The sequence below is a fragment of the Pseudomonas sp. HT11 genome, assembly GCF_044875395.1.
GTDB lineage: Bacteria > Pseudomonadota > Gammaproteobacteria > Pseudomonadales > Pseudomonadaceae > Aquipseudomonas.
Map to the genome: position 1 here is coordinate 5,083,198 of NZ_CP173217.1, position 21,986 is coordinate 5,105,183.

The 21,986-nt window shown below is 60.2% G+C and carries 20 protein-coding genes and 1 pseudogene; 10 read left to right on the plus strand and 11 right to left on the minus strand.

Translation table 11 applies throughout. The features are described 5' to 3' along the window. The first annotated feature begins 73 nt into the window (after positions 1-73). The 3 genes and pseudogenes from ABWL43_RS23530 to ABWL43_RS23540 all read left to right on the plus strand — a co-directional run bounded on the left by ABWL43_RS23530 (position 74) and on the right by ABWL43_RS23540 (position 2,753). Positions 74-475, plus strand: a complete 402-nt coding sequence (locus ABWL43_RS23530; RefSeq protein ID WP_145165428.1) for a YbaN family protein — start codon at positions 74-76, stop codon at positions 473-475. A gap of 280 nt (positions 476-755) precedes the next feature. Continuing rightward, positions 756-1,895 (plus strand): annotated as a pseudogene (locus ABWL43_RS23535) (HAMP domain-containing protein); the annotation flags it as partial. 102 nt (positions 1,896-1,997) lie between these two features. Then, positions 1,998-2,753 (plus strand): methyl-accepting chemotaxis protein, encoded by a 756-nt coding sequence (locus tag ABWL43_RS23540; RefSeq protein WP_370004810.1) that lies wholly within the window; start codon positions 1,998-2,000, stop codon positions 2,751-2,753. Between the two features lie 138 nt (positions 2,754-2,891). Here ABWL43_RS23540 and ABWL43_RS23545 read toward each other — a convergent pair whose 3' ends face one another. Further along, complete coding sequence (locus ABWL43_RS23545; RefSeq protein WP_145165432.1) at positions 2,892-3,455, minus strand: NAD(P)H nitroreductase; 564 nt, start codon at positions 3,453-3,455, stop codon at positions 2,892-2,894. A gap of 139 nt (positions 3,456-3,594) precedes the next feature. Here ABWL43_RS23545 and ABWL43_RS23550 point away from each other — a divergent pair, with 139 nt between their 5' ends. The 3 genes from ABWL43_RS23550 to ABWL43_RS23560 are packed head-to-tail and all read left to right on the plus strand — an operon-like array spanning position 3,595 to position 7,233. After that, entirely contained in the window at positions 3,595-5,034 is a 1,440-nt protein-coding gene (locus ABWL43_RS23550) for a di-heme oxidoredictase family protein (protein ID WP_404484692.1), read from the plus strand. Positions 5,035-5,065: 31 nt separating this feature from the next. Continuing rightward, positions 5,066-6,130, plus strand: a complete 1,065-nt coding sequence (locus tag ABWL43_RS23555) for an imelysin family protein (protein WP_145165436.1) — start codon at positions 5,066-5,068, stop codon at positions 6,128-6,130. 2 nt (positions 6,131-6,132) lie between these two features. Beyond that, the gene (locus ABWL43_RS23560) at positions 6,133-7,233 is read left to right on the plus strand and encodes a DUF1513 domain-containing protein (protein ID WP_404488483.1); all 1,101 of its coding nucleotides are present in this window, start codon (positions 6,133-6,135) and stop codon (positions 7,231-7,233) included. Between the two features lie 121 nt (positions 7,234-7,354). Here the strand turns inward: ABWL43_RS23560 and ABWL43_RS23565 are convergent, their stop codons facing one another. From ABWL43_RS23565 to colR, 5 genes are all read right to left on the minus strand, one after another. Continuing rightward, positions 7,355-7,582 carry a hypothetical protein gene (locus tag ABWL43_RS23565; RefSeq protein ID WP_145165438.1) on the minus strand — a complete coding sequence of 76 codons (228 nt, stop codon included), beginning with the start codon at positions 7,580-7,582 and terminating at the stop codon, positions 7,355-7,357. Then, positions 7,579-8,298 carry a lipopolysaccharide kinase InaA family protein gene (locus ABWL43_RS23570; protein ID WP_119736897.1) on the minus strand — a complete coding sequence of 240 codons (720 nt, stop codon included), beginning with the start codon at positions 8,296-8,298 and terminating at the stop codon, positions 7,579-7,581. The genes ABWL43_RS23565 and ABWL43_RS23570 overlap by 4 nt, the downstream gene beginning before the upstream one ends. Before the next feature lie 4 nt (positions 8,299-8,302). Beyond that, a complete protein-coding gene (locus ABWL43_RS23575) occupies positions 8,303-8,983 on the minus strand; it encodes a class I SAM-dependent methyltransferase (RefSeq protein ID WP_145165440.1) in 681 nt (226 codons plus the stop codon). A gap of 188 nt (positions 8,984-9,171) precedes the next feature. Beyond that, the gene (locus ABWL43_RS23580; protein ID WP_404484697.1) at positions 9,172-10,452 is read right to left on the minus strand and encodes a sensor histidine kinase; all 1,281 of its coding nucleotides are present in this window, start codon (positions 10,450-10,452) and stop codon (positions 9,172-9,174) included. After that, complete coding sequence (gene colR / locus ABWL43_RS23585) at positions 10,442-11,125, minus strand: two-component system response regulator ColR (protein WP_003208587.1); 684 nt, start codon at positions 11,123-11,125, stop codon at positions 10,442-10,444. Before colR ends, ABWL43_RS23580 begins: the two co-directional genes overlap by 11 nt. 201 nt (positions 11,126-11,326) lie before the next feature. Here colR and ABWL43_RS23590 point away from each other — a divergent pair, with 201 nt between their 5' ends. Further along, positions 11,327-13,276: an LTA synthase family protein gene (locus tag ABWL43_RS23590; protein WP_404484700.1), complete on the plus strand. Its 1,950-nt coding sequence runs from the start codon at positions 11,327-11,329 to the stop codon at positions 13,274-13,276. An 88-nt stretch (positions 13,277-13,364) separates the two neighbouring features. Here ABWL43_RS23590 and groL read toward each other — a convergent pair whose 3' ends face one another. From groL to ABWL43_RS23615, 5 genes are all read right to left on the minus strand, one after another. Next, positions 13,365-15,011: a chaperonin GroEL gene (groL, locus tag ABWL43_RS23595; protein WP_106578329.1), complete on the minus strand. Its 1,647-nt coding sequence runs from the start codon at positions 15,009-15,011 to the stop codon at positions 13,365-13,367. Positions 15,012-15,061: 50 nt separating this feature from the next. Next, a complete protein-coding gene (gene groES / locus ABWL43_RS23600) occupies positions 15,062-15,358 on the minus strand; it encodes a co-chaperone GroES (protein ID WP_017846112.1) in 297 nt (98 codons plus the stop codon). A gap of 247 nt (positions 15,359-15,605) precedes the next feature. Next, a complete protein-coding gene (locus ABWL43_RS23605) occupies positions 15,606-16,082 on the minus strand; it encodes an FxsA family protein (protein ID WP_145165446.1) in 477 nt (158 codons plus the stop codon). 66 nt (positions 16,083-16,148) lie between these two features. Beyond that, a complete protein-coding gene (locus ABWL43_RS23610) occupies positions 16,149-16,880 on the minus strand; it encodes a HugZ family protein (protein WP_404484704.1) in 732 nt (243 codons plus the stop codon). 93 nt (positions 16,881-16,973) lie between these two features. Next, entirely contained in the window at positions 16,974-17,981 is a 1,008-nt protein-coding gene (locus ABWL43_RS23615) for a DUF481 domain-containing protein (RefSeq protein WP_145165448.1), read from the minus strand. Between the two features lie 133 nt (positions 17,982-18,114). Between ABWL43_RS23615 and ABWL43_RS23620 the strand changes: the two genes are divergently transcribed. From ABWL43_RS23620 to ABWL43_RS23630, 3 genes are all read left to right on the plus strand, one after another. Then, on the plus strand, positions 18,115-18,477 hold the full coding sequence (locus ABWL43_RS23620) for an MGMT family protein (protein WP_404484707.1): 363 nt from the start codon (positions 18,115-18,117) through the stop codon (positions 18,475-18,477). A 43-nt stretch (positions 18,478-18,520) separates the two neighbouring features. Further along, positions 18,521-20,053 (plus strand): AmpG family muropeptide MFS transporter, encoded by a 1,533-nt coding sequence (locus ABWL43_RS23625; protein WP_242199923.1) that lies wholly within the window; start codon positions 18,521-18,523, stop codon positions 20,051-20,053. Positions 20,054-20,254: 201 nt separating this feature from the next. After that, positions 20,255-21,970: a proline--tRNA ligase gene (locus tag ABWL43_RS23630; protein ID WP_404484711.1), complete on the plus strand. Its 1,716-nt coding sequence runs from the start codon at positions 20,255-20,257 to the stop codon at positions 21,968-21,970. Positions 21,971-21,986: the final 16 nt, after the last annotated feature.

Below are 21,986 nucleotides of genomic sequence, written 5' to 3' on the forward strand. Positions count from 1 at the left end.
GCAAGCCAGCTCCCACATTTGAGCGCATTCCAATTCAAATAATTTGTAACCTCCTCAGCAGATAAGCTTCAGCATGACCGGCAAAACCCAATCCACCTCAAAAATCGCGCAGATCCTCTTCGGCCTGCTGGCCTACGTCAGCCTGGGCATTGGGTTGGTGGCGATTGTCATACCGGGTTTGCCCACCACTGAATTCATCCTGCTTGCCGCCTGGGCCGCGACCAAAAGCTCGCCGCGCCTGAGCGCCTGGCTGGAAAACCACCGGCTATTCGGGCCGATCCTGTTCAATTGGCGCAACGGCAAGATCATCGCGCGCCGTGCCAAGGTCAGCGCCACCGTCAGCATGCTGCTGTGCGCGGGTTTGATGCTGGTGATGCTCGATCACGGCTGGCCGATCTACCTGGCAATCGCCGGCATGAGCCTGGGCAACCTGTGGATATGGTCACGCCCGGAACGGCTTGCAGCCCCCGTATAGCGCGGCGTGTAGTCTTTTTCCTACCGCTCATCGCCTTTCCCTCATGAAACATCTCGTTACGCCGATGTTCCGGACATAGCGCCGAATGGACTTGGCTCGCCCTGCTTGCAGGTCAACAAGTCCAATCGCGAGTGAACCTATGTTCGACACCCTCTCTATCCGCTTGAAAATCGTGCTGCTGTCCGGCCTCTGCCTGTTGGGGGTGATTGCACTGGTCGTCGGCGTCAACCTCTACGAAGCCGATCAGAACAACCGACTGGTCAGCGATTCAAGCTCGCGAATGCTCACCAACAGTGTGCAGAACCTGTTGCAAGCCAAGGCCGGCGAACAGGCGGTACAGCTGCAGAAAACCTTTGGCGAAAGCCTGGTGGTGGTCACCGCACTGGCCGACCAGATCAAGGGCCTGCGCACCACCGCCGCCAAGCGCGGGCTGGAAGCGGGTGCCCTGCGTGAAGAACTCAACCAGAGCCTCAAGACCGCCTTTGAGCGCAACACCAAGGTGCTGGGGATCTGGCTGTCGTTCGAACCCAATGGCCTGGATGGCAAGGACAGCGAGTTTGTCAACGACAAGGCCCGCGTCTCGAATGAAAAAGGCCGCTTTTCGAGCTACTGGAGCCGCGCCGCCGGTGACGGCCTGAACACGGTGATGGTCGAGGAAGACCTGACCAAAACCACCCTCAATCTCAGCGGTACGCCCTACAACATTTGGTACACCTGCCCACGGGACACGCGCACTGTTTGCCTGCTTGACCCGTACTCCGACGACGTGGCCGGCAAGCAGGTGCTGATGACCACCCTCTCGCTGCCGTTGATCGTCGACGGCAAGGTCATCGGCGTGGTCGGCGTGGACCTGGCCCTCAACACCCTGCAGGCGGTGACCGACGCAGCACAAAAAGAACTCTTCGACGGCGCCGCGCACCTGGAGATTCTCTCCAGCACCGGCTTGATCGCGGCCTACAGCGGCGAGCCGGCGCGGGTCGGCAAAAACCTGATCGATATCCTGGGCGCCGAGGGCAAAGAGATTGTGCAATTGCTGGCCAACGACACGCGCACGATCCGCGAGCAAGACGACACGATCCGCGCCGTGTACCCGGTCAAGCCGATTGCCGAAGCCAAGTCCTGGGGCATCGTGATCAAACTGCCCAAGAACGTGATGCTGGCTGACACCTTGAAACTGCAAGGCGTCCTCGACAACGCCCAGGAAGCCGGCACGCTCAAGGCCTTGCTGGTCGGCGCCGCCGCCGCATTGCTGGGCCTGGTGCTGATCTGGCTGACCGCCACCGGCGTGACCCGCCCGATCAACACCGTGGCCGCAATGCTCAAGAACATCGCCAGCGGCGAAGGCGATCTTACCCAGCGCCTGACTTACGCTAAAAAAGACGAACTGGGCGAGCTGGCGAACTGGTTCAACCGCTTTCTCGACAAGCTGCAACCGACCATCGCGCAGATCAAACAAAGCATTACCGAAGCACGCGGCACGGCTGATCAGTCATCAGCCATCGCGCGCCAGACCAGCGAAGGCATGCAGGTGCAGTTCCGCGAAATCGACCAGGTTGCCACGGCGTCCAATGAAATGAGCGCCACCGCCCACGACGTGGCCAACAGCGCGTCCAACGCAGCCAGCGCGGCACGCGGCGCGGACCAGTCAGCGCGTGAGGGCATGTCGATCATTGAGCAGAGCACCCGCGACATCACCACCCTCGCCGAAGAAGTCAGCAAGGCAGTGAGCGAGGTCGAGGCCTTGGCGGTGAACAGCGAGCAGATCGGTTCGGTGCTGGAAGTGATCCGCAGCATTGCCGAGCAGACCAACCTGCTGGCCCTCAACGCCGCCATCGAAGCAGCGCGCGCCGGGGAAAGCGGGCGTGGGTTTGCGGTGGTGGCCGACGAAGTGCGCAACCTGGCCAAACGCACACAGGATTCGGTGGAAGAAATTCGCCTGGTGATCGAGCGCATCCAGAGCGGCACCCGTGGCGTGGTGGCAACCATGCATTCCAGCCAGCATCAGGCCCAGAGCAATGCCGGGCAGATCCATCAGGCCGTGCAGGCGCTAGGCAAGATCAGCGACGCGGTCACAGTCATCAGCGACATGAACCTGCAAATCGCCAGCGCCGCCGAGCAGCAGAGCGCCGTGGCCGAAGAGGTCAATCGCAATGTTTCGGCAATTCGTACCGTGACTGAAACCCTCACTGGCCAGGCCACCGAGTCGGCGGCCATCAGCAGTCAACTGAATGCCTTGGCCAGCCAGCAGATGAAGTTGATGGATCAGTTCAAGGTGTAACACCACTGCTGAAACCGATAGAGGTCTCTGTGGGAGCCGGGCTTGCCCGCGATGGCGGTGGGTCAGTCCATACCTTTATGGCTGACACACCGCTATCGCAGGCAAGCCAGCTCCCACAAAGAGCAGAACTGCAGAGGTTTAAAGGCCAGTCCACGCCTGAACAAACGCCGCCACATCTTCCTTCGGCGCAACACGCGGCGGGTTCTGCGGCGTGCCCAGATAAAGGAAGCCAATCACTTCCTCATCCGCCGTCAGCCCCAGGCCTTTGGCGACGTGAGGCGAGTAAGACAATTCGCCGGTGCGCCACACGGCACCAATGCCCTGTGCATAAGCCGCCAGCAGAATACCGTGGGCCGCACACGCAGCCGCCAGCAGTTGCTCGGATTTCGGCACCTTGAAGTGTTCTTGCAGGCGGGCAATCACCACCACCACCAACGGCGCGCGCAGTGGGCCGTTCTGGGCTTTATCGATGGCGGCTTGCGGCGCGTCGGCGTCTTGCAGGCGCGCCGCTTCGGCCAACAGCGTGCCCATCTGCTCGCGGGCCGCGCCTTCGACGGTGAGAAAACGCCATGGGCGCAACTGACCGTGGTCCGGCGCACGCATGGCGGCGGCGAACAGCACATCGCGCTGCTCCTGGGTCGGTGCCGGTTCCAGCAAACGCGGCACGGAAACACGGTTGAGCAAAGCGTCGAGAGCCTGCATTGGCCACCTCCAGAGAAAAATGTGCGGCCATTCTAGCGGGAATGAATCGGATTCGACCAAACGATAATTGCTCTTATTCATTGAGCCCCGCCCTGTTAGACTTTGCGGCCTAATTTTGGCCATTGCTTCAGGAAACTTGATGTTCCGTTCGCTTTTTCGCCTGTCCGCAGCGTTGATGGCCTTGAGCCTGACCGCCTGCGATGACGCCCCACGTTTCACCAAAGCCGAACCTGGTGAAGCGCGAGCCGGCGGCGCGACGACGGTGAACAAGCGCGACCAGAACGCCTTTTCCCTGCCCTCGGCCAACCTGGCACCGACCCGCCGCCTGGACTTCAGCGTCGGCAACAGCTTCTTTCGCAGCCCGTGGGTGATCGCGCCGTCCACCACCACCGCGCGAGACGGCCTGGGCCCGCTGTTCAATACCAACGCCTGCCAGAACTGCCACATCAAGGACGGCCGGGGTCACCCACCACTGCCCGACGCGCCCAATGCGGTGTCGATGCTGGTGCGCCTGTCGATTCCCGTGCCTATGACAGAGCCGGCGCCCTACGCCAAAATCATCGAGCAGCTCGGCGTAGTGCCCGAGCCGGTCTACGGCGGGCAATTGCAGGACATGGCCGTGCCGGGCGTGGCGCCGGAAGGCAAGGTGCGCGTGGATTACACACCGGTCAACGTGACGTTCAAGGACGGCACCGTGGTCGAGCTGCGCAAGCCCGACCTGCACATCACCCAGCTCGGCTACGGCCCGATGCATCCGGATACACTTTTCTCGGCGCGCGTCGCCCCGCCCATGATCGGCCTGGGCTTGCTCGAAGCCATCAGCGACGCCGATGTGTTGCGCAACACCGACCCGAAAACGGCCGACAAAGAAGCCCTCGTCGGCCGCGCCAATTGGGTCTGGGATGACGCCCAGCAGAAAACCGTGCTCGGGCGCTTTGGCTGGAAAGCCGGGCAACCCAACCTCAATCAACAAAATGTTCACGCGTTTTCTGGTGATATGGGCCTCACCACGTCCCTGAGACCCTTTGATGACTGCACCGACGCCCAAGTCGCCTGCAAACAGGCCCCCAACGGCAATGGTCCCGATGGCGAGCCGGAAGTCAGCGATAACATCCTGCGCCTGGTGTTGTTCTACACCCGCAACCTCGCCGTGCCGGTGCGCCGTGGCGTCAACACGCCGCAGGTGCTGGCCGGCAAAAACCTGTTCTACCAGGCCGGTTGCCAGGGCTGCCACAAACCCACGTTCACCACGGCCGCAGGCGCCGCGGAACCCGAACTGGCCAACCAAGTGATTCGCCCCTACAGCGACCTGCTGTTGCACGACATGGGCGAAGGCCTTGCCGACAACCGCAGCGAATTCAAGGCCGGTGGCCGCGACTGGCGCACGCCGCCGTTGTGGGGCATTGGCCTGACACAGACCGTCAGTGGCCACACCCAGTTTTTACATGATGGCCGCGCCCGCAATCTGCTCGAAGCCGTGCTGTGGCATGGCGGTGAAGCACACGCGGCGCAGCAGCATGTGCTGTCCTTTAATGCCGAGCAGCGTGCCGCGTTGCTGGCGTTCCTGAATTCTTTATAAGCTTTGCCGCACTTACAGAAGGGAGCTCGACATGTTTCGTCCCAAGTTGTTGTTCACAAGCCTGGCCGCCCTCGCCCTCGGCGCCTGCTCGCCGCAGGACCCGCAAGCGGTGACCTCGGCGGCCATCGCCAAGCAAGTGATCCTGCCGACCTACAGCCGTTGGGTTGAAGCCGACCGCCAACTGGCCGTCAGCGCCCTCGCCTACTGCCAGGGCAAAGAAAGCCTGGAGACCGCCCGCGCCGACTTCCTCCACGCGCAAAAAGCCTGGGCCGAGCTGCAACCGCTGCTGATCGGCCCGCTGGCCGAGGGCAACCGTTCGTGGCAAGTGCAGTTCTGGCCGGACAAGAAAAACCTGGTCGGCCGCCAAGTCGAACAACTGGTCACCGCCCAGCCGCAGATCGACGGCGCCGCCCTGGCCAAGTCCAGCGTGGTGGTACAAGGCCTGTCGGCCTACGAATACATCCTCTACGACGCCAAGACCGACGTCGCCGACGAAGCCCAGAAAGCCCGTTACTGCCCGCTGCTGGTCGCCATCGGCGAGCGCCAGAAAGCCTTGGCTGAAGAGATCCTGGCAAGCTGGAACAGCACCGACGGCATGCTCGCGCAGATGACCAAGTTCCCCAACCAGCGCTACGCCGATTCCCACGAAGCCATCGCTGACCTGCTGCGCGTGCAAGTCACTGCGCTGGACACGCTGAAGAAAAAACTCGGCACGCCGATGGGTCGCCAGACCAAGGGCATCCCGCAACCGTTCCAGGCCGATGCGTGGCGCAGCCAGTCGTCCCTGCAAAGCCTGGAAGCCAGCCTGGCTGCGGCCCAGACCGTGTGGGCCGGCGTCGACAACAAAGGCCTGCGTGGCTTGTTGCCGTCGGAGCAGAAGCCGTTGGCCGACAAGATCGACGCCGCCTACGCCGCGTCTTTGAAGCTGTTCGCCAGCAATCAGCGCACGCTCAATGAAATGTTGGCCGACGACGCCGGCCGCCAGCAGCTCAACGACATTTACGACAGCCTCAACGTGGTCCACCGCCTGCACGAAGGTGAGCTGGCCAAAGCGCTGGGCATCCAACTGGGCTTTAACGCCAACGACGGTGACTGATGATGCTCAGGCGACAGGCTTTGGCGGTGGGCAGCGTGCTGCTCAGCGCACTCACGTTGGGCGGTTGGACGCTGTTCAAGCAGAAGGGCTCGAATAGCCCACTGCTGCTGTCCGCACGGGATGATGCGGACGGCAAGCACTACGCCGTGGGTTATCACCTGGACGGCAAGCAGGTGTTTGCCACCCAGGTTGGCCAGCGTTGCCACGACATCATCAACCACCCGACGTTGCCAATTGCGTTGTTTGTGGCCCGTCGCCCGGGCACTGAGAGTTACCTGATCAACCTGCGTGATGGCGCGCTGCTGCAGACCATCACGTCGAATGCCAATCGCCATTTCTATGGGCATGCGGTGATCCACAAGAGCGGCGACTGGTTGTATGCCACCGAGAACGACACGTCCGACCCGGGCCGTGGCTTGCTGGGTGTGTATAAGTTCGAAGGCGAACGGCTGGTGCACAGCGGCGAGATGTCCACCCACGGTATCGGGCCGCACCAGGTCTCGTGGATGCCCGACGGAGAAACCCTGGTGGTGGCCAACGGCGGGATTCGCACCGAGGCTGAAAGCCGGGTTGAGATGAACCTCAATGCGATGGAACCGAGCCTGGTATTGATGCATCGCGATGGCCGGTTGATCAGCAAGGAAACCCTGGCCCAGCAGATGAACAGCGTGCGTCATATGGGGATTGCCAGCGACGGCACAATTCTCACGGGGCAGCAGTTCATGGGGCCGTCTCAGGAACGGTCCGAGTTGCTGGCGATCAAGCGACCGGGGCAGCCGTTTGTGGCGTTCCCGGTGGCGGATGAGCAGCTGCAGGCGATGGGGCATTACACCGCCAGCGTCGCAGTGCACAGTGAGTTACGCCTGGTCGCGCTGACGGCGCCACGGGGCAATCGCTTTTTTATCTGGGACATGGACAGCGGCGAACTGCGCCTGGATGGGCCTTTGCCCGACTGCGCCGGCGTGGGTGCGGTAGCGGACGGGTTTGTGGTGACTTCAGGCCAGGGACGCTGCCGCTTCTACGACTGCCGCCAAAAGCAGTTGGTGGCTAAGCCGTTGGAGCTGCCGTCCGGGTTTTGGGATAACCATCTGCACGTGATTTGAAATCGGCACCTGTCCGTGACTGCGTAACGGACAGGTGCCGGGCCCCAAATCAACAGCCAAAAAAAAGGACCTCGCATCGCAAGGCCCTTTCTCGGGGGTTTGAATCTGTTCAACGCTTTATTCAGCTCTGCGGCCTCATGCCCTGAGACATCCCGAACATGAACAACAACAACTCATGATCAGGCTTGACCGCCACATTCGCCTTGGCGATGCGCGGTAACGGACATTGCCCGCCCCCTTGCACCGCACTGAGCACTTGTGTCCGAGGCAGCTCCCACGCAGCCAGCGCCAGGGCTGAAATGCCCAACGCGCCGACCAGGAACAAACCTCGTGCTATTTCTAGCTTCATCTGGTTAAACCCTTGATAGCGCTGCCAAACGCCGTCTCGTAAAAGTAGCTGAGTTTTTTCCAGTCGGTATCGTTCCACGACGAATGGCGCCGCAGTTGCAGCATGTCATGGGACGCCGCCCGGTAAGCGGTCAAACGCTGCCGGCATTTTTCAAAATCCAGCAACGCCACTTCGACTTTGGCCGAGTCGCCTTCGCCGGTTACGCGTACGAACACGTGCTTGATGTACAGGCAGCCATGCTGCCAGCGGCCTTTGTGCATACGTGCCAGGGTGCCCGCCAATTCCTTGAGCAAGCGCTCATGCACCGCCTCACCGTATTGCTCACGACCACCGGCGGCGTACCAGTTTTCGATTTCGTCGAAACCGTCGAGCGACGCAGTCACCAACAACGCTTTCCATTGATGTTCAGGGTCGCGACGTGCCTCGCAGAACACCAGCTCCGGCACGCGTACATTCAATGAACGCAAACCCCTTAGGGCATCACGCTCACGCAGTACGGTCGGGCGCCCAAACGGGTGAAGCCAGCTGCGATAGATGTGACCGGTCTGGCGTTTGCTGTAAAGCAAGCGGCCGTTGGGGCTCATCACGCGTTGCACACCACTTTCACCGCCACGTCGGCGATTGGGTTCTTCAACCCACTCGCCCTGCAGGCGCCAGAAAAAATCGAATCGTTCCTCGGGAGCTACATGACTGCCTACTACGCACTCAACTGCCATCCTGTTACCTCTTACGCAATACATATACTCGCCACATGGCGTAGAGCGGTATGAAGTCCAGGGATTCCTGAACACGGAAACCGGCCTGCTCAAACTCTGCCTCGACAGTAGCAGCCGGTAACACAAACCGGTTTTGGTAACCTTCTTGCTCACCTTTGTTGCGACGTTTCACTTCGGCGCGTTTGCGTTTCCAGGCCTTGAAATTGCCATCCACCCACAGCGAAATAATCACGCTGTCGCGGGTAACCCGCTGAAATTCTCGCAGTATTGTCATCCTGTGCGCCGGATCACCAATGTGGTGCAGCAAGCGCATGCAGAAAATACTGTCGACCGAGTTATCCGGTAAATCGATATCAAAGGCAGACGTCTGCAAGGGTCGTACCCGTTTCACCACGTCCGCTGGCTGAGCAACGGTCGCGACCTTGAGCATCGACGCTGAATTATCGGCCCCGATAATCACACGGTTGGGTTTCTCAGCCAACAGCGGCCAGAAGCGCCCGGCGCCGCACGGCAGGTCCAACACCAGGCCAGGTTCGCCGGCCATGGCCAGCGCACCCCGCGCCAATTGCTCGTCGCGCTTGTGGGACAACCGGCGAGCCAGATTGTCCTGATGCTTGAGCAAATAATTTTGCGCGTGCTGATCGTCGTACTTTTCAGAAAAATCGAGCTTGATCGGGGTAGACATCAACGGATCTCCGGTAACTGATGCCTACAACCTTATGCAGCGAACTGTGATCAACAGGTCAACCCGTTGTGAAAAACTTGTCCTGTCCAATCTCATACATTTCAAGACTTTACAGATACAAGCAATAGCATGGGGCCATCTTCGCCGATTTACGGGGATGTCTGGCAGGATAACGGCAGGGGCAAGTGTCAGGGATTGACCTGACTCAACTGCACGTGAAAACGACAGCCGTTGGGTTCCATCGTGCTGAGGCTGACCGTCCACCCCTGGTTCTCACAGATACGCTGCACCAGCGACAAACCCAGGCCAAGCCCTTCGCCACGCTTTTCGCTGCCACGCACGAACGGCTCGAACATCGCCTCACGCTTGTCTTCGGGAATCCCTACACCGGTGTCCTCCACCACAAAACCGCTGGGTTCAAGGGTCAGGCGGATGAAGCCCTGCTCGGTGTAATGCAGGGCATTGCGCAACAGGTTGCCCATAACGGCGTGGAGAAAAGTGGTGTTGTAGCGCGCGTCCGAAGGGTTACCTGGCTGGTAGATCAACGCCAGGCCTTTGCGCTCGATCGGCTCGCGCCAGATGCCGAGCAAATCGTCCGCCACCTGCGGCAGCGTTACCTGCGGCGACATGGCTGCTTCATCGTGTTCGGCACGGGCCAGCATCAGGAAGGTCTGCACCAGCTCGCGCATTTCTTCGCAGGCACGCGCGATGCGCTCAACCTGATTGCGGCCGCGTTGATCGATCGCCGGGTTTTCCAGCAGCAGTTCGCAGGAACTGGCCAGCACCATCAAAGGCGTGCGCAATTCATGGCTGACGTCACTGGTAAACAACTGCTCGCGTGATAACGCCTGACGCAGACGCCCCAGCGTGGCATCGAAGGCCACGGCCAGTTCGCCGACTTCATCCGCCGCATAGTCGGGTGCCAGCGGTGGCGCCAGACCCAGCAACTGGTCGCGATGACGCACCTGGCGAGCGAGCCGCACCACCGGCGCCATCACTTTGCGCGCCAACACCCAACCGAGGAACACCGCCAGCGCCAGGCTGAGCACGAAGCCCACCAGCACCACGGCAAATAAAACCCGCTCGCGCTCCTCGAAGTCGCTCTGGTCCTGCAGCAGGACATACCGACGGCCATCCACCACTTCGACCATGGCGTGGTACGACAGCGCCTCGCGGAACACCTCATGAAAGCCGGGTTCCAGGTGCCGCAAATCCTTGGGCAGCTCGAAATCCCCGCGCCCGCCACTGAAATAGAACAGCTGATCGGGCTCCGGCCGGTGGCTCCAGTCCTCGACGCTGTCCATCAACAACAGCCGTTGCAGGTCGCCGCCCAAGCCCGCCGAAATCAGTTTTTCTTCTACCAGGTGCACGGTGGCAACGATGCCCATGGCGAACGCCCCTGCCACCAACGCACTCATCAAGGCAAAGGCGATGATGATCCGCTGGGCAAGGCTTTGCTTAAACTCCATCACGACCCTCGGCCAGGCGATAACCCACACCGTGCACGGTTTGCAGCAGCGGCTTGGCGAAGGGTTTATCGATCACTTGGCGCAATTGGTGGACGTGGCTGCGCAGGCTGTCGCTGTCCGGGCAGTCATCGCCCCACAAGGCTTCCTCGAGAATTTCGCGACGCAGCACATGCGGGCTTTTTTGCATCAACACCGCGAGCAACTTCAGGCCCACGGGGTTGAGTTTGAGCAGGCGCCCCTCGCGGGTGACTTCCAGGGTATCGAGGTCGTAGTTCAAGTCGCCGACTTGCAGGGCGCGGCGGCCGCCACCCTGGGCACGGCGCAGCACGGCTTCAATGCGGGCGGCCAACTCCGACAGGGCGAACGGCTTGAGCAAGTAATCATCGGCGCCGGACTTGAAGCCCTGCAGCCGGTCATCCAACTGGTCGCGGGCGGTGAGCATGATCACCGGCGTGTCGCGACGGGCGTCTTCACGCAGGCGTTTGCACAAGGTGTAGCCATCGATGCCAGGCAGCATGATGTCGAGCACGATCAAGTCGTAATGCTCGGTAGCGGCCAGGTGCAGGCCCGACAAACCGTCCTGCGCACAGTCCACGGTGTAGCCCTTTAGCCCCAGGTAATCGGCCAGGTTGGCCAGAATATCGCGGTTGTCTTCAACCAATAAAATTCGCATGGGCAGTGTCTCCGTACGCGGTAACGGCCGTGTTGGCTCGCGCAGCTTAAGGCCAAGTGTGGCTCAGGGATAGACCTCAGAGCCGTGTCGATAAAGGTTTTCAACCAATAAGATAAACCAACAAGTTTTTCACTATAGCTTCACAAACTGACTACAGTGTCAGGCCGAAGATCACCGCCCATCGATATAAGGAACATAGACATGGGGTTTCTCAAAACAGCGCCTATGCGCTTTCTGCCGCTCGTCACCGGCACCTGGCTGGTTATTTTCCTGATCACCCGCAGTGTGCTGCTCTTCACGCACCTGGACGAAGTCGGTGGCAACCTGCTGCCGGTGTTTGGCGTCGGCTTGCTCTACGACCTGGGCTTTCTCACCTACGCCGCCCTGCCGCTGGGCCTGTACTTGCTGCTGTGCCCGCCCGCGCTGTGGCATCGCCGCGGCCATCGCTGGTTCCTGCAGGCCGTGCTGACAGTCAGCCTGTTCGCGATGCTGTTCACCTCGGTTGCGGAGTGGCTGTTCTGGGATGAGTTTGGCGTGCGTTTCAACTTTATCGCCGTCGATTACCTGGTGTACTCCAATGAGGTATTGAACAACCTGTTGGAGTCCTACCCGATCGGCAAGCTGCTCAGTTTGCTGGCGATGTTGGCGATTGTGTTGAGCCTGGCCCTGCGCAAGCCGTTCAACGCGGCGATGCGCGCGCCTCTGCCGCCCATGCGTGGCCGCCTGCTGAATGCCTTGGGCTTATTGATCGTCGCCGGGCTCAGCCTGCAATTGATCAGCCAGGACAGCCCACGCGCCCAGGGCGGTAACGCTTACAACAATGAATTGGCCAGCAATGGCCCGTATCAGTTTTTCGCCGCGTTCCGAAATAATGAGCTCGATTACACACAGTTCTACAAAAGCCTGCCTGACGACGTCGTCGCCAGGCAATTGCGCGCTGAACTCAGTGAGCCCAATGCGCGCTTCGTCGGCACTGACCCGCTGGACATACGCCGGGCAATCACCAACCCCGGCACATTGCGCAAACCCAATATCGTGCTGGTGACCATCGAAAGCTTCAGCGCCAAGTACATGGGCAGCAACGGCGATGGGCGCAACCTCACGCCCAATCTGGACGCCTTGCGTAAACAAAGCCTGTACTTCAGTAACTTTTATGCCACCGGCACCCGTACAGACCGTGGCCTGGAGGCGATCACGCTGGCAATTCCCCCTACGCCAGGCCGCTCGATTGTCAAACGTATCGGGCGTGAAAGCGGTTTCGCCAGCCTCGGCCAGCACCTCAGCTCCATCGGCTACGACAGCGTATTTGTCTACGGCGGGCGTGGTTACTTCGACAATATGAACGCGTTTTTCAGTGGCAACGGTTACCGGGTAGTGGACCAGAGCAGCGTGGCCGAATCAGAAATCTCGTTCAAAAACGCGTGGGGCATGGCCGACGAAGACCTCTACCGGCAAACCCTGAAGCTGGCCGACGCCGATTACGCCAAACAGCAACCCTTTTTGCTGCAACTGATGACAACCTCCAATCATCGCCCCTACACCTATCCGGAAGGGCGCATTGATATCAAGTCCGGCAATGGCCGTGACGGCGCGGTGAAATACACCGACCACGCCATCGGCGAGTTCCTCAATGCGGCACGCCAGAAACCCTGGTTCGATAACACGATCTTCGTGTTTGTCGCCGACCACACCGCCGGCAGCGCAGGCAAAGAGGACCTGCCTGTCGCCAACTACCAGATCCCACTGTTCATCTATGCACCCAAGCTGATTGAAGCGCGTGAAACCGCGCAACTGGCCAGCCAGATCGACCTGGCGCCCACCTTGCTGGGCCTGATCAACCTGAGCTACGAGTCGACCTTCTTCGGCCGCAACCTGTTGCAGGACAATCCGCTGCCGCCGCGTGTCGTCATCGGCAACTACCAACACCTTGGGCTGTTTGACGGCAATGACCTGGCGATCCTCAGCCCGCGCCAGGGCCTGCGTCGCCATGACCAGGCGCTGGGTGAGAGCCAGGAGTTGCGTGTGGGCAGTGACGACCCGTTGATCCAGCGCGCAATCACCTACTACCAAGGCGCGAGCTACGGCTTCAAGCAACAATTGCTGAGCTGGAAGGCACCCAAGGAAGTCATCCCGCAGGTGAGCACACGCTGACCGGCGTGCCTGCGGCAAATACCGCGCATAAAAAAACCCCGCCTGCATCACTGCAGGCGGGGTTTTTCAGGTGCCGGGTAAGGCTGGCTTACATCATGCCGCCCATGCCACCCATGCCGCCCATGTCTGGCATACCGCCGCCAGCCGAGCCTTCTTTCTTCGGTGCATCAGCGATCGCAGCTTCGGTGGTCAGGATCAGACCGCCGATGGAGGCCGCTGCCTGCAATGCCGAACGGGTCACCTTGGTAGGGTCCAGGATGCCCATTTCGATCATGTCGCCGTAGACGCCAGTGGCAGCGTTGTAACCGTAGTTACCTTTGCCGTTCTTGACTTCGTTGACCACAACGCTCGGCTCGTCGCCGGAGTTGGCAGCGATCTGACGCAGTGGCGCTTCAACGGCGCGACGCAGTACAGCGATGCCCACGTTCTGGTCAGCGTTGTCGCCTTTAAGGTCAACCAAAGCTTCCAGAGCACGGATCAGCGCAACGCCACCGCCAGGTACCACGCCTTCTTCAACGGCTGCACGGGTTGCGTGCAGGGCGTCTTCAACGCGGGCTTTCTTCTCTTTCATTTCAACTTCGGAACCAGCGCCAACCTTGATCACTGCAACGCCGCCGGACAGCTTGGCCAGACGCTCTTGCAGTTTTTCACGGTCGTAGTCCGAGGAAGTTTCGGCAACCTGGGCACGGATCTGAGTGATGCGAGCCTGGATGTCCTGGTCTACGCCAGCACCGTCAACGATGATGGTGTTTTCCTTGGAGATGGTCACGCGCTTGGCGCTACCCAGGTTTTCCAGGGTGGCGCTTTCCAGGCTCAGGCCGATCTCTTCGGAGATAACGGTACCGCCAGTCAGAACAGCGATGTCCTGCAGCATGGCCTTGCGACGGTCGCCGAAGCCTGGAGCCTTCACGGCTGCGACTTTAACGATGCCACGCATGTTGTTCACAACCAGCGTCGCCAGGGCTTCGCCTTCAACGTCTTCGGAAACGATCAGCAGTGGGCGGCCGGCCTTGGCAACGGCTTCCAGCACTGGCAGCATTTCGCGGATGTTGGAGATCTTTTTGTCGACCAGCAGGATCAGCGGGCTGTCCAGCTCGGCAACCATGGTTTCTGGCTTGTTGACGAAGTACGGGGAGAGGTAGCCACGGTCGAACTGCATGCCTTCTACAACCGACAGTTCGTTTTCCAGGCCAGTGCCTTCTTCAACGGTGATCACGCCTTCTTTACCGACTTTTTCCATGGCTTCGGCAATGATGTCGCCGATGGAGCTGTCGGAGTTGGCGGAGATGGTACCGACCTGAGCGATAGCCTTGGTGTCAGCGCATGGCTTGGACAGGTTTTTCAGCTCAGCAACAACAGCGATGGTCGCCTTGTCGATGCCGCGCTTGAGGTCCATCGGGTTCATGCCGGCAGCGACGGCTTTGTAGCCTTCGTTGACGATAGCTTGAGCCAGAACGGTAGCGGTGGTGGTGCCGTCGCCTGCGTCATCGTTGGCACGGGAGGCAACGTCTTTGACCAGCTGCGCGCCCATGTTCTCGAAACGGTCTTCCAGTTCGATTTCTTTTGCTACCGAAACGCCGTCCTTGGTGATGGTCGGAGCACCGAAGCTCTTCTCGATGATCACGTTACGGCCTTTAGGGCCCAGGGTCGCTTTTACTGCGTCAGCCAGGACGTTGACACCGGTGAGCATTTTTTTGCGGGCGGAATCGCCGAATTTAACTTCTTTAGCAGCCATGATCGATATTCCTTAAATTCTTTGGAGTAACGGAAAAATGAGCGGGAAAATCAGCCTTCCAGTACAGCGAGAATTTCGTTCTCAGCCATTACCAGCAGGTCTTCGCCGTCAACTTTCACAGTGTTGCTGCCGGAGTAAGGGCCGAAAACAACCTTGTCACCGACTTTAACGGCCAGCGCACGCACTTCACCGTTTTCCAGAGTCTTGCCTGGGCCTGCAGCGACGATCACACCGTGGTTGGCTTTTTCAGCAGCCGAACCTGGCAGAACGATACCGCCAGCGGTTTTCTTTTCTTCTTCGCTGCGACGGATAACGACGCGGTCGTGCAGAGGACGAAGCTTGCTCATTGTCGATCTCTCCTAATTGTGTTTTTCATCGGCCGGTATCGGTACCGGCGGGTTGTATTCCGGCTGTGCCGGTCGCGCCTCGCCAAGCAAGACGCGGAAGTCTGTCTGGTGTCGCCACCAGAAACCTTGCGGTGACCGTTACATAAGGGCGCATAAGCTTATTACAAGGGGCCGCGGCGGAAATTTTTTATGCTTGCCGACGCACAAAAGCAACACGGCACCCGAAGGTGCCGTGCCAATAAAGCGGTTATTTGCTGTCGCGGTGTTCGAATTCGCCTTCGATCACATCGCCCTCGCGTCCCAACGGCGGGCGCGGAGCCGGGCCACCACGGGGTTGCAGGTCATCGGCGAACGCACGCTGGCGAATCGCCGCTTCTTCGGCGCGCTGACGCATCTTGCCGGCCAGCAGCTTGCGAGTGACCGGCAGCAACATCACCAGGCCGACTACGTCGCTGATGAAACCCGGCAGGATCAACAGGCCACCGGCCAGGGCCATCATCAGGCCTTCCAGCATGGTTTGAGCGGGCAGCTCGCCGCGGTTCAGGCTTTCACGCGCACGCAACGCTGTGGCCAAGCCGGCGACGCGCAGCACCAGAACGCCGAGCATCGAGCCGAGAATGATCAATAACAGTGCCGGGAAAAACCCGATTGCACTGCTGACTTGAACGAATACGAACAGCTCCAGCACCGGGAACAGCAGAAAGAGCAATAAAAAAGGGCGCATCAAATGGTTCCTCAACGCAAGAATGCCTTGCCAGTCCACCTTAGATGACGTCGCCATTTCGTGAATTCAAGCGTTGGCAGGCTCTTTTTTCGGCCAGACCTCAGCGTGAGCCAATGAAACCAGGGCTTCGCGTACTTGTGTCGGAGTGTTGCAAGGCGTCGCGAACGGCAACCAATGCAGCGACTGGCCAATGCGCAGGTGCATGCCTTCGCTGTCGATGCCGGCCAGTTGCGCGGGTTCAAAGGTCGGCAAGCCGGTCAGCGCGACGTAATGGGCAATGGCCTTGATGTGGTCGGCGTTCATGTGCTCGACCATGCTGCGCTCGGCCTTGCCTGCAAACGGGTTGGCCAGTGTCAGGTGGTCGAGCCAGTGGATCGCACCAAACCCGCCTATATAGCGGTGACGCACCGGCTTAAGTACCCAGAAGTCGAAATCGTGAGCCTGGTGGTAGTTGGCCGAATCGGGGAAGTAACGGTAATAACGCTCGGCAGCCGCTTCAATGGCGGTGGCATCTTCGAGTTTCTCGGCTTCAGCCAGGTAGGTCAGGCGCCCTACTGCCTGCACGTCATCGGCCTCGCGCTCACCCACCAGCAGCGAGCACTTGGGGTCTTTCTGCAAGTTATGGGTGTGCTGGGCGATACGGCTGATCAGGATCAGCGGGCGGCCCAGCTCGTCGAGGCAATACGGCACGACCGAGCCGAAGGGAAACCCGGGCATGGCTTTGGACAATGTGGAGAGAGCCCCACGGTATTCCTTGAGCAACAGCTCTCGGGCGTTCTTGGCAACGTGCGCGCTCAACGTATGACTCCTCGGGTATTCCGCCGCCCACAGCATATGGGAATGGATCTCAACACAAGGTAATCAATATCCGCGCAGGTTGCCAGAGTGCACTTACCAGGCCACACCGAACCCTGCGGTGTAACGGGTCTTGCTCAGGCTGCTTTGCGATTCGCCACTGATGATGTCGCGTTCAGCCTTGAGGTTGAGGGACGCCCATTCGGTGACCTTGTAACGCAGACCCATTTGCGCATCGAGGGAGTAATCGGACGGCCCGGCAAGCGGCTTGCCCACCTCGCCGTTGGTGAAGAACTCCACGGTCTTGCCCACCAGGTAGCGGTTGTAGTTCCACTTCATGGCCAGCGAGTAGAAATTGGATTTGCCGCCGTCGGCATATTCGTAATCGGTGCGGTTAACCAGCGAACCGAGGGAGAACGCGCCCAGCTCATCGTCCCAGAACTGGTAGCCAGGACCGGTACCGACCGTGCGCTGGCGGGACAAGTCTTCAACCTTGTCGCGCTTGTAGGTCAGGCGGCCTTGCCAGAACCAATGCTCGGTGATGAAACGGTCCAGGTCATATTCCAGCGCCCAGTTGTCGGTGGTGGTGACGTCGTCCTGGAACTCGCGGTTGTATTCGCCCTGCGCGGTATGGCGCCACTGGCCGTGACGGGCCGTGGTCTTGAAGTCCACGTCGTAGTCGTTGGTGTCTTTGTCGGCACGCTTGTAGTCCAGCGCCAGGTCGACATTGCCCTTCCACACCAGGTCTTCGATGACCGGCTTGGGCTTGAGGATTTGCTGGATGCTGGCCAGTTCCACGGTTTTGGGCGCCTCGCCATTGGCCAGCACCACCTTGCCGTCATCCGCAGCTTTCAGGGATTTGGCCTTCTCACCGCTGTACGCGTCCTGCTTGACCAGTAGCTCCTGGTCACTTTCCAGGGTTTTCACCTGCTTCCAATCCACCGGGATGGCCCCTGCGTAGCTGGTCTGAATCAGCAACTTGCCACCGTCGAAGACTTTGATCTTGCCGGTCAGGCGGTCACCGTTCTTTAACCACACGGTGTCAGCGAGCAGGGGCGTGGAGGCGCTGAAAACAGCGAGGCACAGCAGGGTTCTGGACAACATAAGCGTATTCGGGGCTCAGGGTTGGCGAAAAAGGGGCGCTATCGTGTTAGATAGCTACGACTGACTCAAGTATTTATATTGAGTTCAATTCTCAACAGCATGATTACAGACGTTTCTTACAAAGACCCTGACGATGCCCACAGTGAATCAACCCGCCAATATTGCGCAAAGCCCAGCAGAAATGCGCCGTACGGCGTTGTACCTGACCTTGGCGCAAGTGCCCCAAGGCTGCGTGGTGAGTTACGGCGAACTGGCGCATCTGGCCGGGCTGGGCCGGGCGGCCCGATGGGTCGGGCGCACGCTGAGCCAGTTGCCCGAGGACACCCGGTTGCCCTGGCACCGGGTGCTGGGTGCCGGTGGTCGGATAAGTCTGCCAGTGGGCAGTGCCTCAGGTGACGAGCAACGTGCGCGTTTACGCAGCGAAGGTGTCAGTATCCTGAACAATCGCGTTGATATTCAGCGTCATGGCTGGCGCCCGGTAGAGCACAGCGGTTAGAGTGCGCGCTTTGTTTCCGCAAATCTGAGGCAGACTCCAGCCCATGCCCCGTAAAACCTGGCGCGCCGCGCTCGCCGCCTATGCCAGCCCCTCGACGTTAGTGCTGTTGTTGCTCGGTTTCGCCGCCGGCTTGCCTTACATGTTGGTGTTCTCGACGCTTTCAGTGTGGTTGCGCGAGGCCGGTGTGGCCCGCGAGACCATCGGTTATGCGAGCCTGATCGGCTTGGCCTATGCCTTCAAATGGGTCTGGTCACCGCTGCTCGACCAATGGCGTTTGCCGCTGCTCGGCAAACTCGGACGACGTCGCTCCTGGCTGGTGCTGGCCCAGACGCTGGTGATCCTCGGGTTGATCGGCATGGGTTTTTGCGACCCGCAAAAACACCTGTCGTGGCTGATTGCGATTGCTGTGATCGTCGCCTTCGCCTCGGCCACCCAAGACATCGCGGTAGACGCCTATCGCCTGGAAATCGCCGACGACAGCCGCCAGGCTGCCCTCGCCGCCAGTTATATGTCCGGTTATCGCATCGCCGCCCTGCTGGCCACCGCCGGTGCACTGTTCTTTGCCGAAGGCTTCGGCTCGACCGGTTTCAACTATAAGCACTCGGCATGGACCGGCACTTACGTGCTGTTCGGCCTGCTGATGATTCCGGCGCTGCTGACCACTCTGTTCATGCGCGAGCCCAATGTGCCACTGCGCACGCAGTTGCAGGCCGGCCGCTACAGCTTCGTGCATCAGCTGGTCTCGGTGTTTGTACTGATCGTGTTGCTGGTGTCCGTCCCGGCGATGTTCACCCAGCTCTACAACACCGACTTTGCCAGCGTCCTGTTCCACGGCGTCAGCCTGTGGGAACTGTTGATGGAAGACCGCGCCTTCCTGCGCGCCATCCTCTATATCATCCTGACCACGCTGTGCCTGTCGACCATGGGCCGACGCGGCCTGGCGCCGGTGCTGACGCCGGTCAACGACTTTATCCTGCGCTACCGCTGGCAGGCCTTGCTGCTGCTCGGGCTGATCGCCACCTATCGCATGTCGGACACGGTGATGGGCGTGATGGCCAACGTGTTCTACATCGACCAGGGCTTCACCAAGGACCAGATTGCCGGAGTGAGCAAGATTTTCGGCCTGATCATGACCCTGCTCGGCGCCGGCATGGGCGGCTTGCTGATCGTGCGCTTCGGGATCCTGCCGATCCTGTTTATCGGCGGCGTGGCCTCGGCCGGCACCAACCTGTTGTTCGTGATGCTCGCGGACATGGGCCCCGACCTGCAGATGCTGATCTTCACCATCTCGCTGGACAACTTCAGTTCCGGCCTTGCCACCTCGGCGTTTGTCGCCTACCTGTCGAGCCTGACCAACCTCAAGTTCTCGGCCACCCAATATGCGCTGCTCAGCTCGATCATGCTGTTGCTGCCGCGCCTGATTGGCGGTTATTCAGGGGTAATGGTGGAGAAGTTCGGCTATCACAACTTCTTCCTGATCACCTGCCTGCTAGGCGTACCGACACTGTTCCTGATTGCCCTGCACTGGTTTCAGGAAAATCGACGGATTCGGTTGAGCCCGCCCACCGAAGAATGACTCACCTCGGTCAATGTGGGAGCTGGCTTGCCTGCGATAGCATCAGCGCGACGTAACTGATACACCGCATCGCAGGCAAGCCAGCTCTACACAAGCCCGGTCGCCACAGAAACACCCCGCGACCTCATGCCTGTACTCCGGCAGCAACCGCCCGTACAATCCCAAGTCATTTCAAGTCCAAGCAACCGACAACGGCCTACCATGCGTACCAGTCAATATTTGCTCGCCACACAGAAAGAAACGCCTTCCGACGCGGTTGTGATCAGCCACCAGCTGATGCTGCGCGCCGGCATGATCCGCAAACTGGCCTCGGGCCTGTACACCTGGCTGCCCATGGGCTTGAAGGTGATGCGCAAGGTCGAAGCCATCGTTCGCGAAGAAATGAACGCCGCCGGCTCTCTGGAAGTGTTGATGCCGAGCACGCAACCGGCTGAGTTGTGGCAGGAATCCGGGCGCTGGGAAGAGTACGGCCCTGAATTGCTGCGCTTCAAGGACCGTCATGGCCGCGATTTCTGCGCCGGCCCGACCCATGAAGAAGTGATCACCGACCTGATGCGCAACGAGCTGAGCAGCTACAAGCAACTGCCGCTGAACCTGTATCAGATCCAGACCAAATTCCGTGATGAAATCCGCCCACGCTTCGGTTTGATGCGCGGCCGTGAATTCATCATGAAGGACGCCTACTCCTTCCACGCCGACCAGGCCTCCTTGCAGGTCACCTACGACCGCATGCACCAGGCCTACTGCAACGTGTTCACGCGCCTGGGCCTGAAATTCCGCCCGGTTGAAGCGGACAACGGCTCCATCGGCGGCGCCGGCTCCCACGAGTTCCACGTACTGGCCGAGTCCGGCGAAGACGATATCGTCTTCAGCAACGGTTCCGACTACGCGGCGAACATCGAGAAAGCCGAAGCCGTGCCACGGGAAACGTCCCGCCCGGCGCCAAGCGAAGAGCTGCGCCTGGTGGACACCCCAGAGACCAAGACCATCGCGGCGCTGGTGGAAAAATTCAATCTGCCGATTGAAAAGACCATCAAGACCCTGATCGTGCGCGCCGAAGAAGAAGGCAAGCTGATCGCCCTGGTCATCCGTGGCGACCACGAGCTCAACGAAATCAAGGCTGCCCAGCAACCTGGCGTGGCCAGCCCGCTGGTCATGGCCACCGATGCCGAACTGCGCGACGCGATTGGCGCCGGTGCCGGTTCGCTCGGCCCGCTGAACCTGCCGCTGCCGATCATCATCGACCGTTCGGTCGAACTGATGAGCGACTTCGGCATTGGCGCCAACATCGACGACAAGCACTACTTCGGCGTGAACTGGGAGCGTGACCTGCCAGTTCCAACCGTGGCCGACCTGCGTAACGTTGTCGCCGGCGACCCAAGCCCGGATGGCAAGGGCACCCTGGAAATCAAACGCGGCATCGAAGTCGGGCACATCTTCCAGCTGGGCAATAAGTACAGCAAGGCGATGAAGTGCGAAGTGCTGGGCGAGAACGGCAAGCCGATCACCCTCGACATGGGCTGCTACGGCATTGGTGTTTCCCGTGTGGTGGCAGCTGCCATCGAACAGAACAACGACGAGAAAGGCATCATCTGGAGTGACGCCCTGGCCCCATTCCAGGTGGCCCTGGTACCGCTGCGCTACGAAACCGAGCAAGTACGCGAAGCCACCGACAAACTGTATGCCGAACTGACGGCCGCCGGCTTTGAAGTGCTGCTGGATGACCGCGACAAGAAAACCAGTCCCGGCATCAAGTTCGCCGACATGGAACTGATTGGCATCCCGCACCGAATCGTGGTCAGTGACCGCGGCCTGGCCGATGGCAATCTGGAATACAAGAGCCGGACCGAAGCCGAAGCCCAATCGTTGCCGGTGGCTGACGTGCTGTCTTTCCTTCAGGCGCGTATTCGTCGCTGAAAACCAGATCAAGAGA

Bases quoted from the DNA above. Each gene is read 5' to 3' on its own strand.
- ABWL43_RS23530 (WP_145165428.1), top strand. From the start codon at position 74: ATGACCGGCAAAACCCAATCCACCTCAAAAATCGCGCAGATCCTCTTC.
- ABWL43_RS23540 (WP_370004810.1), top strand. From the start codon at position 1,998: ATGCAGGTGCAGTTCCGCGAAATCGACCAGGTTGCCACGGCGTCCAAT.
- ABWL43_RS23545 (WP_145165432.1), bottom strand. From the start codon at position 3,455: ATGCAGGCTCTCGACGCTTTGCTCAACCGTGTTTCCGTGCCGCGTTTG.
- ABWL43_RS23550 (WP_404484692.1), top strand. From the start codon at position 3,595: ATGTTCCGTTCGCTTTTTCGCCTGTCCGCAGCGTTGATGGCCTTGAGC.
- ABWL43_RS23555 (WP_145165436.1), top strand. From the start codon at position 5,066: ATGTTTCGTCCCAAGTTGTTGTTCACAAGCCTGGCCGCCCTCGCCCTC.
- ABWL43_RS23560 (WP_404488483.1), top strand. From the start codon at position 6,133: ATGCTCAGGCGACAGGCTTTGGCGGTGGGCAGCGTGCTGCTCAGCGCA.
- ABWL43_RS23565 (WP_145165438.1), bottom strand. From the start codon at position 7,582: ATGAAGCTAGAAATAGCACGAGGTTTGTTCCTGGTCGGCGCGTTGGGC.
- ABWL43_RS23570 (WP_119736897.1), bottom strand. From the start codon at position 8,298: ATGGCAGTTGAGTGCGTAGTAGGCAGTCATGTAGCTCCCGAGGAACGA.
- ABWL43_RS23575 (WP_145165440.1), bottom strand. From the start codon at position 8,983: ATGTCTACCCCGATCAAGCTCGATTTTTCTGAAAAGTACGACGATCAG.
- ABWL43_RS23580 (WP_404484697.1), bottom strand. From the start codon at position 10,452: ATGGAGTTTAAGCAAAGCCTTGCCCAGCGGATCATCATCGCCTTTGCC.
- colR (WP_003208587.1), bottom strand. From the start codon at position 11,125: ATGCGAATTTTATTGGTTGAAGACAACCGCGATATTCTGGCCAACCTG.
- ABWL43_RS23590 (WP_404484700.1), top strand. From the start codon at position 11,327: ATGGGGTTTCTCAAAACAGCGCCTATGCGCTTTCTGCCGCTCGTCACC.
- groL (WP_106578329.1), bottom strand. From the start codon at position 15,011: ATGGCTGCTAAAGAAGTTAAATTCGGCGATTCCGCCCGCAAAAAAATG.
- groES (WP_017846112.1), bottom strand. From the start codon at position 15,358: ATGAGCAAGCTTCGTCCTCTGCACGACCGCGTCGTTATCCGTCGCAGC.
- ABWL43_RS23605 (WP_145165446.1), bottom strand. From the start codon at position 16,082: ATGCGCCCTTTTTTATTGCTCTTTCTGCTGTTCCCGGTGCTGGAGCTG.
- ABWL43_RS23615 (WP_145165448.1), bottom strand. From the start codon at position 17,981: ATGTTGTCCAGAACCCTGCTGTGCCTCGCTGTTTTCAGCGCCTCCACG.
- ABWL43_RS23620 (WP_404484707.1), top strand. From the start codon at position 18,115: ATGCCCACAGTGAATCAACCCGCCAATATTGCGCAAAGCCCAGCAGAA.
- ABWL43_RS23625 (WP_242199923.1), top strand. From the start codon at position 18,521: ATGCCCCGTAAAACCTGGCGCGCCGCGCTCGCCGCCTATGCCAGCCCC.
- ABWL43_RS23630 (WP_404484711.1), top strand. From the start codon at position 20,255: ATGCGTACCAGTCAATATTTGCTCGCCACACAGAAAGAAACGCCTTCC.